Annotated in this window: 8 protein-coding genes and 2 tRNA genes; 5 read left to right on the forward strand and 5 right to left on the reverse strand. The window is 43.5% G+C overall.

The window, feature by feature from the left end:
* Positions 1-19: 19 nt before the first annotated feature.
* From G6047_RS14505 to G6047_RS14515, 3 genes are all read left to right on the forward strand, one after another.
* Positions 20-4471: a T9SS type B sorting domain-containing protein gene (locus tag G6047_RS14505; protein WP_169528353.1), complete on the forward strand. Its 4452-nt coding sequence runs from the start codon at positions 20-22 to the stop codon at positions 4469-4471.
* 29 nt (positions 4472-4500) lie between these two features.
* On the forward strand, positions 4501-5256 hold the full coding sequence (locus tag G6047_RS14510; RefSeq protein WP_169528354.1) for a hypothetical protein: 756 nt from the start codon (positions 4501-4503) through the stop codon (positions 5254-5256).
* Positions 5257-5383: 127 nt separating this feature from the next.
* A complete protein-coding gene (locus G6047_RS14515) occupies positions 5384-5911 on the forward strand; it encodes a VOC family protein (protein WP_317168291.1) in 528 nt (175 codons plus the stop codon).
* Between the two features lie 72 nt (positions 5912-5983).
* On the opposite strand, the gene typA is transcribed toward G6047_RS14515, so the two are convergent.
* Positions 5984-7783 (reverse strand): translational GTPase TypA, encoded by a 1800-nt coding sequence (gene typA, locus G6047_RS14520; protein WP_169528355.1) that lies wholly within the window; start codon positions 7781-7783, stop codon positions 5984-5986.
* A 382-nt stretch (positions 7784-8165) separates the two neighbouring features.
* Here typA and G6047_RS14525 point away from each other — a divergent pair, with 382 nt between their 5' ends.
* Positions 8166-11669, forward strand: a complete 3504-nt coding sequence (locus tag G6047_RS14525) for a PAS domain S-box protein (protein ID WP_169528356.1) — start codon at positions 8166-8168, stop codon at positions 11667-11669.
* Positions 11670-11696: 27 nt separating this feature from the next.
* A complete protein-coding gene (locus tag G6047_RS14530) occupies positions 11697-12089 on the forward strand; it encodes a response regulator (RefSeq protein WP_169528357.1) in 393 nt (130 codons plus the stop codon).
* 70 nt (positions 12090-12159) lie between these two features.
* On the opposite strand, the gene rpsT is transcribed toward G6047_RS14530, so the two are convergent.
* The 4 genes from rpsT to proS form a co-directional block, all read right to left on the reverse strand.
* Positions 12160-12414: a 30S ribosomal protein S20 gene (gene rpsT / locus G6047_RS14535; protein WP_169528358.1), complete on the reverse strand. Its 255-nt coding sequence runs from the start codon at positions 12412-12414 to the stop codon at positions 12160-12162.
* A 30-nt stretch (positions 12415-12444) separates the two neighbouring features.
* A tRNA-Glu gene (locus tag G6047_RS14540) sits at positions 12445-12516 on the reverse strand.
* A gap of 34 nt (positions 12517-12550) precedes the next feature.
* A tRNA-Glu gene (locus G6047_RS14545) sits at positions 12551-12622 on the reverse strand.
* Between the two features lie 72 nt (positions 12623-12694).
* Positions 12695-14173 carry a proline--tRNA ligase gene (proS, locus tag G6047_RS14550; RefSeq protein ID WP_169528359.1) on the reverse strand — a complete coding sequence of 493 codons (1479 nt, stop codon included), beginning with the start codon at positions 14171-14173 and terminating at the stop codon, positions 12695-12697.
* Between the last annotated feature and the right edge of the window lie 42 nt (positions 14174-14215).

Raw genomic sequence — 14215 nt, forward strand, 5'->3', positions numbered from 1 at the left:
GATTTCCTACTTTTAAATCATGAAACGAATTTTACTGTTCATATGCCTGTGTCTCTGGCTTTCAGGCCAGGCCCAATTTAGCAAGACGCATTACATTCCGCCTTTGTCGGGGTCAGATAATGTGCTTTCTGAAGAACAGTTTCTATATGTTTCGACTCCAAGTGTAGCTACCGTAAATTTCCGCGTCATTTATCTGGGCGGTGAAATCATAGAAGGAACGGTTTCACGCGATACGCCTTATGTCCTTTCGATGGGTTTTGTGATAGAAAACAATTCCCAGATACTTGTGCCTTCATTTGGCGCAGATCAGATATTATCCAATAAAGGAATTATCATTGAGGCGGACGATTTGGTGTATGCATCCATCCGCCTGATAGCTGGAAACGGAAACCAGGCCGGTGAACTCGTATCAAAAGGATTGGCCGCACTCGGAACCGATTTTCGCGTAGGTGCAATGGTCAATACACTTATGGATGACTATTCCGATGTTCATTATACATTCGCTTCTGTACTGGCTACCGAGAACAATACAGTTGTCACTTTTTCAGATATTAAGCCCGGTGCAAGTTTGGTAAACAGTAGTACTGGCTCAAACACTTTTTCGATAACTCTCAACAGTGGAGAAAGTTATGTTGCCGCTTGTGAAGGACCTTTGAATGTAAATCGTGATGCCCTGATTGGCATGCACATCCAATCTGACAAACCGATAGCGGTAAACTGTGGTTCTTTTGGCGGAACCAACGGCGAACTGTTCAACCTGGATTTAGGGTTCGACCAGATTGTTTCAAGTGAAAGGACCGGTAAGGATTACATCTTTATCAAAAGTACCGGGAGCGACCCCGTAGAGAAAATCCTGCTCGTCGCCAACGAAAACAACACCGAAATTTTCCTTTCCGGAAACGCGACTCCATCTTACACGATGAATGCAGGCGATTATATCACTATCGACGGACTTCAGTTCGGCCCGAATGGAAACCTGTTTGTCCATTCCTCAAAAAACGTTTTTGCCTATCAAAGCATAGGTGACGATGGCAGGCCGGATCAGGCAAACCAGGAACTTTTCTTTGTCCCGCCTTTAAGTTGTGAAACGCCAAGGATTATCGACAATATCCCACTGATCGACCTTGTAGGCAACAGACAATTCACCGGACGCATCACTTTGGTGACCGAAGCCGGCTCGACACTTACTTTCAACAACGATGGCACCGACTACACGCTCGGAGGATTGATAGGAATTGGCGCAACCGTTTCCGGACCATTGAGTGTGGAAGGAAATGCAGGATTCGAAACCTACGTCATCAGCGGCTTAAGCGGGAATGTAGCGGTAACATCAACCACGCAACTATATTTGGCAAGTTATGGTTCGAGCGACGCGGCAACATTCGGAGGCTATTATTCAGGCTTTACGTTCCGGCCTGAAATTTCACAGGAATCACTCGATACAAGTTCCGAAAATTGCCTCCCTAATCTACAACTTGGCGTAAACGAAGTCACCGGATTTGACACCTATCAATGGTTCTTCAACGAGCTTGCTATAACCGGCGCCACTCAATCTACTTATGTTCCTACCAGCCCCGGATATTATTATGTGCGTGCGGCAATCAGCGCTTGTAATACGGAACTCGAATCTGAAAAACTGCCCGTGAGTACCTGTGCGCCTGATTCAGATGCCGATGGCGTCAACGACAACCTCGATCTGGATCTGGATAACGACGGGCTTTTGAATTGTACGGAATCATTTGGCGATGCCAATGTAAATTTGGCTACAGCTTCTGGCGGAACCATCGCAGCCGGAAACTATTTAAATACATTTACACTTTCATTTCCCTCAGGAACCGGAACTGCAGCTACAAATCCATACAGCGGGTATGCAAACGGAAATTTCACGACCCGTACAACGGCCGGCGAAGGAAATTCTTCGATAATCCAATTCAATTTTGCTTCGCCAATGCCAATTATGCTACAATATCCAATGGAAGATATGGCTGCAGAAAGTTTTAATGATGCAACCGAATACCGGATTTCCGTTCCCGCCGGACAAACTATTTCTATCGACGACCCAGATCATCAGTTATTAATAGACACTAATTGCGATGGCGTTTTTGAAAACGGTGTGTTGCGTCATTCGTCTTTTGAAATCCGGTTCCGATTGAATTCCGGCGTCCCGATAGCAGCGGGTGCAGGTACGTTTAAGATCCGGTCGCATTCGGCTTCGCAGCTTAAAGTGACGCATATCAATTTGTCCGGAACAGCTGCGAATTCGAGCACATTGAAATTGGTAGCCACGTGTCTTCCCAAAGATTCGGACGCAGACGGAATTCCTGATGCCGAAGACCTCGACAGCGATAACGACGGAATCATGGACCTGTATGAAATTCAGGGCGGGAATGCCCTGTCTGTTTCCGGGACAGATTCGAATGCCGACGGACACGATGATGCCTTCAATTCCATTACATCGGCTGTAGATACGGATACCGATGGCATTCCCGATTATCTCGATCTTGACAGCGATAACAACGGCGTCTATGATTTGACCGAATCCGGATTGCCAATACCTGATGCGAATGCAGATGGCATTGCCGACGGAAGTAACTTTGGGACAAACGGATTGCTTGATTCAATAGAAACATTTGCGGACAGCGGAACTCCGGTTCAGTCGATAACAGATACAGATTCTGATGGGATTCCTGATTTTATTTCAAGTGACAACGACGGAGATGGTTGCAACGATGTGATAGAAGCCGGTTTTTCAGATGCCAATGCCGATGGTTTCCTCGAAGATGTTTCCCCTGTAACGGTCAACCCCAAAGGTGTCGTAACAGCTGCAACAGGATACACCACCCCAAATCCCGATATTAACATTATTTCCCCAATTGACATTTCACAGCAGCCTCAACCCGTAAATCCTGTTTGTGAAGGCGAGGCGGCCCAATTCGGGATTACGGTGAATGCTGGGGTCACCATACAATGGGAAGTCAGTCATGACGGGATTAACTTTACGGCTGCAACAGATCCGGTGCTTTATTCGGGTTCCGATTCTTCCCAATTTACAGTGCTATGGCCTGTATTTTCCATGAACGGCGACCAATTTCGTGCTAATTTGTCAAGATCCGGAAATGCGTGTGGGAAAATTTCATCAGCCGTTACGCTTCAGGTACAAACGCCTCCTTCAATAATCTCGGCAGAACTTATACAGTGCGAACCTGATTTGGTTCCCAACGGGTTGACGACATTCAATCTGCAACAAGCCGATGCATACTTTGGGTCGCCATCCGAACCGTATTCCGTTCGTTATTTTCTTGATTTGCCACAAGCTATGGCCGGAACTTCTCCGCTGAACAACATCTTCAATAATACTCTGAATCCGCAGCAACTCATTGCAGAAGTCACTTATACCAATTCCGGATGCCGCAGTTTCAGCAATTTACAATTAACTGTAATCAGCACGCCGGTACAACCGTTGACTTTTGCCCCGGTTTGTGAGAATCAGCTTGAGGAGGATGGTTTTGAAACCTTCGACCTGACTTCGGCAGGTTTTGGCGGGGATTTATCGGAACTCACCTATTTCACGAGTCTTTCCGATGCGCTTCTTGAACTGAACCCGATTGCTTCACCTGCTACCTTTACGAATACGAATCCGTATGTGCTGCAAACCATTTATGTGCGACGCGAAAACACCAATATCTGTAGCGATTTCTACTCTTTCCCGATACAGGTTTTGCAACTACCACCAATAGATGGAACGCCAGATCTGGGGCCGCACATCGTCTGTAGAAATGAACCTGACGTGACCGTAACTCTTGAAGCCACTATTCTCGACGGGTCTTCACCTTTGTCCTATACGTATCAATGGACACTTGACGGACAAGTCTTACCGGGACTGAATGGCCCACAGATAACCGTTTCAGAAGCCGGTCTGTATCAGGTCGCCGTGACCGGAAATAATGGATGTACCAAGACCCGTGAATTTACCGTAACGGCTTCAAGCCAGGCCCTAATACAGGATGTTGCGATTACAGATTTATCCCAGAACAATACGGTTGCGATCGTACTAGATCCGGCAAGCCTCGGTGATTATGAATACAGCATCGACGAACCGAATTTCTTTCAGGCCAGCAACCAGTTTTCTCATGTGATTCCCGGAATCCATACGGTTTATGTAAAAGATCTGAACGGATGTGCCCTTGCGACACAACAGATCAATGTGCTTGGCGTGTCGCCTTTTTTCAGTCCTAACTCCGACGGATATAACGATACGTGGATGCTCAAAGGAACCAGTAATTTGTATAATGCCAACGCGGATATTTATATTTTCGACAGATTCGGAAAACTGATAAAGCAATTGGCCGGCTTTAGTGCAGGTTGGGACGGCAGCCTCAACGGGCATCCGCTTCCGGCAGATGATTACTGGTATCGTATTGTGCTTGAGAATGGTCGGACGGCGACCGGACATTTTTCGTTGGTGAGATAGTCGTATATTGTGGGTCTACATCAACCAATATGACGAATTTCACAGAATTATTCACCACATACAGTAATCTGGAATTACTGCAAATAATAGATAGTCCGGATCGATACCAACCCTTGGCTGTCGAAACGGCCAAAACCATCTGGGAATCACGTCAACTCAGTGAAGTTGATATTCAGATTGCCCAAGAAGAATTAGCTAATCTGAAACAAGAAAAAGAAAAGCAAATTCAAAAGAGAAAGGATATCGGCAATAAAATGGAACATATTGCCGATACTGTTTTTTCTCCGATTACTATGAATCCAACCGAAAATTTAGGATTGCAGAAAATCATCAATTTCATAAGCGTTGTTTTTGGTGTCCTGTTCCTGATTGAAGTCTTCAAAAAATTTGGAATGTTGCGTTTCGTAATCAGTGAGGATCAAACCAAGTTAGACATGGAAATGATTCTTTTTTTCATGCCGCTGCTGGTCGTTCCATTGGCTACGATATTATTTTTCAGACGAAAAAAGATGGGTTGGGTGCTACTGGCTGGCTTTTTAACCTATTCTGTTTTTACTACGGCCAGGATATTTCTTCTTGTTTGGAATATGCAACAAACAGGGTTTTCAGGTAATTCTATATTCCCCCAAGCTTCACCAGTATCTTATTTACTCGTTTTATTATTTTTTACAGGAAACCTTGTGGCCATATGTACAAAAGGAATCCGGGAAATATTTTTCATACGTTTAAAAGAAATGATAATGCTGATTGTACTTGTGGCTTTACTATCGGTATTTATAAACTGATTTATAAGAAATCATGTTTCTGTCGATTAAACAAACTGCGAAGGCAACAATACTTCCTTAATATATCATGATCACAAACTGCTCAAAAAACAGTGCAGTCATCCTAATACAATTAGCAAAACAACAAATGAAAAAAACGACACTCTCAATTTTAGCTGTAGCAACATCATTCTGTTTTGGCTTTGCCGTCAAATCTGTACTGACCGAAAAATCCGAAAACGAGACGGCATTAAAAAGAGCGACCGGAATTGGCGGCATCTTCTTTAAATGTAAAGACCCGAAGAAAATGCGTGAATGGTATCAGACACACTTAGGTTTGAAAACCAATGATTATGGAGCCGTATTCGAATGGAGACAAGGTGCCGATTCACTCAAAAAAGGATTTACCCAATGGAGCCCGTTTGGTGAAAAGACCAAGTATTTCGAACCGTCGACAAAAGATTTCATGGTCAATTACCGGGTGGCGGATCTGGAAGCCCTTGTTGATGAACTTAAAAAAGAAGGTGTGACGATCACCGACAAAATCGAAGTCGCCGATTACGGAAAGTTCGTCCATATCATGGATATCGAAGGAAACAAAATCGAGCTTTGGGAACCGAATGACGTGGCTTATGAAAAACTCGGGAAAGAAATGGGAAGTGCGACGACGAAATAACTTCTGAAAAAAAATCCATAAAAAAAAACCACCGCTTTTGGGGCGATGGTTCATTTAATTGATTGTAAGCGATTAAGCGATTTTGAAACGCTTCCTGTCGGTTTCACTCAGATAGATCTTACGCAGACGAAGCGACTTTGGCGTAACTTCTACATATTCGTCTTTCTGGATATATTCCAATGCTTCTTCGAGGGAGAATTTGATGGCCGGAATGATCCTGGCTTTATCATCTGCTCCGGAAGAACGTACGTTTGACAACTTTTTGGTTTTGGTCACGTTCACAGTCATATCGTCGCTACGCGTATTTTCACCAATAACCTGGCCTTCGTAGATATCTTCGTTTGGATCGACAAAGAATTTACCGCGATCCTGAAGCTTATCGATGGAATATGGAATCGCTTTTCCGTTTTCCATGGATATCAATGAGCCGTTGTTACGTCCCGGAATTTCTCCTTTGTACGGTTCGTAACCAATGAAGCGGTGAGCCATGATTGCTTCACCTGCCGTAGCCGTAAGCAATTGGTTCCTGAGTCCGATGATTCCGCGTGACGGAATGTTGAATTTCACGATCATACGGTCGCCTTTACCTTCCATGGAAAGCATTTCTCCTTTACGGATCGTTACGAATTCAACGGCACGGCCAGAAAGATTTTCAGGTAAGTCGATGGTAAGCTCTTCGATTGGCTCACATTTAACGCCATCGATTTCCTTGATGATGACCTGTGGCTGGCCAATCTGCAATTCGTATCCTTCGCGACGCATGGTCTCGATAAGGACCGACAAGTGCAATACACCGCGTCCGAAAACCATGAATTTATCGGCTGAATCCGTTTCGCCAACCTTCATGGCCAGGTTTTTCTCAAGCTCTTTGGTCAAACGGTCACGAATATGGCGCGATGTAACGAATTTCCCTTCTTTACCAAAGAAAGGTGAATCGTTGATAGTGAACAACATACTCATGGTAGGTTCGTCGATTGCGATAGTCTGCAATGCTTCCGGATTTTCGAAATCAGCAACGGTATCGCCAATCTCAAAACCTTCGATACCGACAATGGCACAAATGTCACCGGCAATTACTTCAGTTACTTTTTTACGGCCGAGACCTTCAAACGTGTGAAGTTCCTTGATTCGGGTCTTGATTATTTTTCCGTCTCTTTTTACCAAAGAAATAGGCATATTCTCTTTCAGCACACCTCTTTCCAGACGACCGATTGCGATACGACCTGTAAAAGATGAAAAGTCAAGGGACGTGATGAGCATTTGTGGCGTTCCTTCTGAAACTTTTGGCGCAGGAACGTTATTGATTACCATATCCAACAAAGGTTCGATATTGGTAGTCTGGTTTTTCCAATCTTCGCTCATCCAGTTATTTTTGGCTGAACCGTAAACGGTAGGAAAATCCAACTGTTCTTCTGTCGCGCCCAATTCAAACATGAGGTCGAACACTTTTTCATGTACTTCTTCCGGTGTACAGTTTTCCTTGTCTACCTTATTGATTACGACGCAAGGCTTCAATCCGAGGTCAAGGGCTTTTTGCAGCACGAAACGTGTCTGTGGCATTGGGCCTTCGAACGCATCGACCAAAAGGCAAACACCGTCGGCCATGTTCAATACACGCTCTACTTCCCCACCAAAGTCGGCGTGGCCAGGAGTGTCGATAATGTTGATTTTTGTTCCTTTGTAAGTAACCGAAACGTTTTTGGAGGTAATGGTAATTCCGCGTTCGCGTTCCAAATCGTTGTTGTCCAGGATCAAATCTCCAGTATTCTCGTTATCGCGGAATAACTGGCAGTGGTACATGATTTTGTCGACAAGGGTGGTTTTTCCGTGGTCAACGTGGGCAATGATGGCAATATTGCGTATAGCTTCCATGTTCAATTTTTGAAGCGGCAAAGGTACGTTTTATTTTTTGAAATTCTCGATGGAATTTGGCTATTGCAACTTTCAAATAATATTGGCTTAACAATGAGGCGAATTCTTAAGAATTAACAAGTTACGCGCTGTTTTATAAAGAACATTGGATTGAGCACTCTTTTTCTAATACTTTCTTATATATTTGTGTTAATCCTAAGCCAAACAAATGATGACTATTGCTGCGTTGCCAACCGAAGGCAATCGGGAACTGATAGTTGCGAAAGCCTGTGCCATTACTGGTATGGACTCCTTCGGAAAAATTCATTTTTATATAGGACCAATCCCGAAATCCCTAATTCGGCTATCCAAATTCATAACTCCAATGCTTAACCAAATATAAATGGAGTATACAACTACCGGATTACATGTGTTGATTATAGAGGGAAATCCGGCAAGCGATGCACTCAAAGGACAAAATATGTCCGATTATTTTGACGAATCCGGTTATCATCGGGCCACTTCGGTTTCCCAGGCAAAAGATTTTGTCGACTCAGGGAACCCGGCACACGTAATTCTGGTAAATCTTGACGGTAAGGACAGTGGTATCATTGAAGAAATGACTAATCTTTCGTCCGTCGCACCACTAATCGCAATTTTAAGTTTTGAAGATAAAAAGCTGGCGGCACTAGCTGTCGAACGTGGTTTTTCCGATTATATTTTTATTGAAGACCTGACTCCGGGTTTATTGCAAAAAAGCATTGCCTTCAGTATTGAAAAATACAAACTGCACAGGCCAAATGAGGCTGAGGATTTCCGGAACCTGTTCCAGACAAGCCCGATGCCGAAATTCATTTATGAAGTAGAAACCCTTAGCTTCCTTGAAGTAAACAATGCCGCCATAGAAACCTATGGATACAGCAGGGAAGAATTTATGGAACTGACGCTGCTCGATATCAGGACTCCCGATGAAATACCACATTTCATGCAGGCACTCAAGGATAATATCGAAAAACCTGTCGGGATTGCCAACGTCCGCCATAAAACCAAAAGCGGAAAAATCATAGATGTTGAAGTCCAGGGAAATCCGGTTGAATTCAACGGAAAGAATGCACGCGCTGTAATTGTCATAGACATAACTGAAAAGCGGCGCATTGAAAAAGCTATACTTGCCAGCGAAGGCCGCTTCAAGACATTGGTACATGCAGGTGGCGACCTCATTGGCGTGTTGAATCCGGATGGCAAACTATCTTACACCAGCCCGAATCATCTTGCTATCATGGGCTGGACTGATGAAGATTTGAAACGACATTCACTCGAAACACTCATTCACCCTGACGATCAGGAAGAAGTGGCAACTTTTTTCAAATTGTTACCGCAACAATCCAGTTTGTATTCAAAACCATATCGTATTAAACGTGCAGATGGCAATTATATCTGGATCGAAACCATTGCCACAAATGCTCTCGATGACAGTTCCGTCAATGGTTTTGTTTTAAATTCACGCGATATCACGGCTCGTGTCCAAAACGAAGAACACATAGCCCAAATGAGCGAACGCTTTACCGCTTTATCCAATGCGACAAGCGATGCTATCTATGATTACGATTATGCCTCGAACCGTATCAGTTTTGCAGGTTCCGGCTATCATTCGTTGATTGGCCATAAGCTGCGGAATAACTCAGCCGATTACAGCTTTTTTGAATCGGGTCTGCATCCTGACGACCAGGAACGCGTAATCCGATTTATGGACAAGGCCACCCATAGCCAAAAAAAGAATCATTACGAACTCGAATACCGTTTCCTCAAAAAAGACGGTACCTACGCCAATATTCTCGATAGGTTCGAAATCTTACGCAATAACACACGTGCCGTTCGGAAAGTGGGTGCCATGCAGGATATCAGTGCCCGCAAGTTCCAGGAAACCATCCTTAATTTTGAGAAGGACATCTATCAGGCGAATGCCAACCCGAAAATTGGTTTTGAGGGAGCCATAGAAAAAATGATCCGCTCGCTTTGTAAATTAATTACGCATGCCTACTGTGGAATCCTGACATTGGAAGAAAACGGAACGGTTGGTTTTATGTCCGGCAATGACCATGTTGAACAATTCAGCAAAAGCATCCTCGGGAAAAAAGCATCGGAAAATCCCCATCCGTTGAGCAACGTATTATCAAGCGGCAAAAAAGTCATCATACAGGATTTTGAATCAGATGCGCGATGGAAAGATTTCTCGGAATTCGCCCGCAAAAACAATACACAGTCACTCTGGTCATTCCCTGTACGCAAATCTTCCGGTAAAATAATCGGAAGCATAAATGCCCTGTTTAAAAATACCAGGATTCCGCAAAGCCAGGAAATAACGCTTATTGAACGAGCGGCCAACCTTTTAGGCGTTTTGTTCGACAGCAGGCTTGCCCATATTGAAACAGATCGCGCCAAAGAACGATACGATATTGTAGCAAAAGCAACAAGCGACACTATTTGGGACTGGAATATCAAGGATGATAAATTCGAGTGGAATAAAGGAATACGCGGCGTTTTTGGTTACAAGCGAAATGAGGTTGGCGACACATCATCATGGTGGTTTGACCGGATTCACCCGGAAGACAGTATCCGGATGTCGGTCAAATTATATTCGTTCCTCGAACAAAAAACCGAAAAATGGCAGGATGAATACCGATTTGCAACTGCTGACGGAAGTTATAAATACGTATACGACAGGGCCTTTTTGGTAAAAGATGCCAATGGAAAAGCGATACGGATGATTGGTGCCATGCAGGACATTACACGCCAAAAGGCCGAAGAACAACGCTTGAAACTCCTTGAGACCGTAATCACGCAAATGAAGGATGCGGTTATCATTACAGAAGCCGGCAGAAATAGTGATTCCATTCCAAAAATATTATTTGTTAACCCTGCTTTCACGGCAATGACGGGCTATTCCGCCCAGGAAGTCATGGGAAAATCACCAACGGTCTTCCTCAATAGGAAATCCATTCACAGCCATTTCCGGAAATTGATGCAGATGCTCAAGAACCGTCAGGAATTCCGGTTTGAAACGCTGAACCTGAAAAAGAATGGGGAAGATTACTGGATGAATATTTCAATGGTTCCCATTACAAATAAAGAAGGCCATCATTCGCATTGGATTTCAATTTTAAGAGACATTACAGACGAAAAGCGCCAGGAACGTGAGAAGGAACAACTGATTCGGGAACTTACACAAAACAATAAAGATTTAAAGCAGTTTTCCTACATCACTTCGCACAACCTCCGGGCACCATTATCGAATCTGACGGGATTGATTAATCTCATAGAAGACATTCCCGTTGATAACCCTGAACTCCGCGATATCCTGAACGGCTTCCATAAGTCGACACATTTGCTCAATGAGACGATCAACGATTTAGTAAAAGTCGTGATCATCAAAGACAATCCGTCGATTCATAAAGAAGAAGTACTTATCAAAGATGTTTTTGAAAATGTATTCAGTCAGCTTAATTTCATGATCAGCATGTATAAGCCGGTCATCAAATTGCAACTCGAACGTGTTTCGATCCTCAACATCAATAAGGCATATTTGGAAAGCATATTATTGAATTTGCTCACGAATGCCATAAAATACAGATCATCTGACCGTAAATTACGCATCTTCATATCGTCCAAAATTGTCAACGACTCCATTCAACTGGTATTTAGGGACAATGGAATAGGTATCGATTTGGAACGCAACCGCGACAAGATTTTCGGGCTGTATCAGCGTTTTCACAATTATCCTGACAGCAAAGGATTGGGACTATATCTGGTAAAATCCCAGGTTGAAAGTATGGGCGGACAAATTGCTGTTGAAAGTGCTGTTGATAAAGGAACCACATTTACTATTACATTTAAAAAACAAACGTAACTTAGTGGTGCCAACTAATGCGCGCTTATGCTGAATAAAATACTTTGCGTCGATGACGATCCCATCACGTTGATGCTATACAAAATGGTCGTTTCAAAATCTGGTTTTTCAAGCCATGTAGATACGGCTCACAACGGAGAAGAAGCTTTACATTATTTAGATAAACTCCTTGAACAGAACGAAGATTACCCACACCTGATTTTTCTAGACCTGAATATGCCGGTTATGAGCGGATGGGAATTCCTCGATTTGTTTACCCGTGAAAAATATGTACACTTTCCGGAATGCAAGGTGATTGTTTTATCGTCCACTATTGACCCAGCTGATATAGAGAAGTCTAAATCTTACCCGATGGTCATTGGCTTCAGGTCAAAACCTATTTCTAAGGAGATGCTGTCTGAACTCGCTCATTTGAGTTGATTTGCCGGAAATCATAAATAAAAAAAGCTCCGTTAGTGACGGAGCTTTTTTATTCAGTATGTAAAACTAATTAAGCCAGTTTAGCAACGTGACGCGTTAGTTTTGATTTCAGGTTGGCTGCTTTATTATCGTGGATGATATTTTTCTTAGCCAATTTATCGATCATTGAAATTACAGCAGACAGTTTACCAGCCGCATCGTTTTTTTCTGTAGCCAAACGAAGTGCCTTGATCGCGTTACGGGTAGTCTTATGCTGGTAACGGTTCAACACCCTTTTCTTTTCGTTGCTTCTGATTCTCTTTAAAGCTGACTTATGATTTGCCATTTTCTTTTCTTAACTAGTGTTATTATTTTGTAGTCCGTAGGGGAATCGAACCCCTGTTACCAGGATGAAAACCTGGCGTCCTAACCCCTAGACGAACGGACCTTCATCCTTTCCTTGTGTCCATCTAAGAACTTTGTAGCCCGTGGGGGAATCGAACCCCCCTTACCAGGATGAAAACCTGGCGTCCTAACCGATAGACGAACGGGCCTTACTCTATTGCGGATGCAAAAATACAACTATTTTTTATTCGCGCAATAGTCAGTCAAACTTTTTTAAAAATTTAATAGGCCTTTGCGAAAAGCACACGCTTATTTGACGGTTTTCCAGAGTACACACAAGCGCCGGATTCCTCCTTCGCATCAAGCGGAATGCAGCGTATCGTGGCTTTAGTCAATTCTTTAATGACTTCTTCTGTTTCCGGAGTTCCATCCCAATGAGCAGATATAAATCCACCTTTGGTTTCAAGCAAATCTTTAAATTCATCAAAGTTATTTACTTCGGTGATGTGAGATTCGCGATAATCAAATGCTTTGGTAAACAGATTTTTCTGAATTTCGTCAAGCAATCCTTTCAAATAAGCGGCAATTCCTTCTTTAGAAACAGACTCTTTTGTAAATGTATCTCGTCTTGCAACTTCAAAGGTTCCGTTTTCTAAATCTTTCGGACCGATAGCGACACGTAATGGCACACCTTTAAGCTCATATTCGTTGAATTTGAAACCCGGCGATTGTGTAGTCCGATCGTCATATTTGACAGATACGCCTAGTTTACGTAATTCAGCCATCAGGTTTTTTACTTCGGACCCAATCTGCTCCAATTGCTCCTCGGTTCTGTGAATAGGGACGATGACAACCTGTATTGGCGCAAGATTCGGCGGAAGCACCAATCCTTTGTCATCGGAATGCGTCATGACTAAAGCTCCCATCAAACGTGTCGAAACGCCCCATGACGTTCCCCAGACATAATCCTGCTTTCCTTCGGCAGATGTAAATTTCACATCGAAAGCCTCGGCGAAATTCTGCCCGAGAAAATGCGATGTTCCAGCCTGCAACGCTTTTCCGTCCTGCATCAATGCTTCGATACAATAGGTTTCGACAGCTCCGGCAAAACGCTCGCTTTCTGTCTTTACTCCTTTGATGACCGGCATTGCCATGAAATTTTCGGCGAATTCGGCGTAAACTTCCATCATTTTTTCGCTTTCGGCGATTGCTTCAGATCTTGTCGCATGAGCCGTATGTCCTTCCTGCCACAAAAATTCGGCAGTACGAAGAAACAGACGCGTCCGCATTTCCCAACGAACTACATTAGCCCATTGGTTTATCAGCAATGGCAAATCACGATATGATTGTACCCAGTTTTTGTAGGTTGACCAGATTATCGCTTCAGATGTTGGACGAACTATAAGCTCTTCTTCCAGCTTCGCATTCGGATCAACCATAAGTTTCCCCGGACGATCCGGATCATTTTTGAGGCGATAGTGTGTAACGACGGCGCATTCTTTCGCAAATCCTTCGGCGTTCTTTTCTTCTGCTTCAAACATACTCTTAGGTACGAAAAGCGGGAAATATGCGTTAGAATGTCCGGTCTCTTTGAACATGCGGTCCAATTCGGCCTGCATTTTCTCCCAAATGGCATATCCATAGGGCTTTATGACCATACAACCGCGAACTCCGGAATTTTCGGCCAGATCGGCTTTTACGACTAACTCGTTATACCATTTGGAATAGTCTTCCTGACGCGTTGTCAACTGCTTGCTCATAACTTAATTGGCACAAAAATTGTTTCGATTTTTTTAACTAAA

It is taken from the genome of Flavobacterium silvaticum (genome assembly GCF_012911565.1).
Lineage (GTDB): Bacteria > Bacteroidota > Bacteroidia > Flavobacteriales > Flavobacteriaceae > Flavobacterium > Flavobacterium silvaticum.

What these genes read in the sequence shown, in the direction of transcription:
- G6047_RS14515 (WP_317168291.1), top strand. Translation starts at nt 5,384, where the DNA reads ATGAAAAAAACGACACTCTCAATTTTAGCTGTAGCAACATCATTCTGT.
- G6047_RS14510 (WP_169528354.1), top strand. Translation starts at nt 4,501, where the DNA reads ATGACGAATTTCACAGAATTATTCACCACATACAGTAATCTGGAATTA.
- rpsT (WP_169528358.1), bottom strand. Translation starts at nt 12,414, where the DNA reads ATGGCAAATCATAAGTCAGCTTTAAAGAGAATCAGAAGCAACGAAAAG.
- G6047_RS14505 (WP_169528353.1), top strand. Translation starts at nt 20, where the DNA reads ATGAAACGAATTTTACTGTTCATATGCCTGTGTCTCTGGCTTTCAGGC.
- G6047_RS14525 (WP_169528356.1), top strand. Translation starts at nt 8,166, where the DNA reads ATGGAGTATACAACTACCGGATTACATGTGTTGATTATAGAGGGAAAT.
- G6047_RS14530 (WP_169528357.1), top strand. Translation starts at nt 11,697, where the DNA reads ATGCTGAATAAAATACTTTGCGTCGATGACGATCCCATCACGTTGATG.
- typA (WP_169528355.1), bottom strand. Translation starts at nt 7,783, where the DNA reads ATGGAAGCTATACGCAATATTGCCATCATTGCCCACGTTGACCACGGA.
- proS (WP_169528359.1), bottom strand. Translation starts at nt 14,173, where the DNA reads ATGAGCAAGCAGTTGACAACGCGTCAGGAAGACTATTCCAAATGGTAT.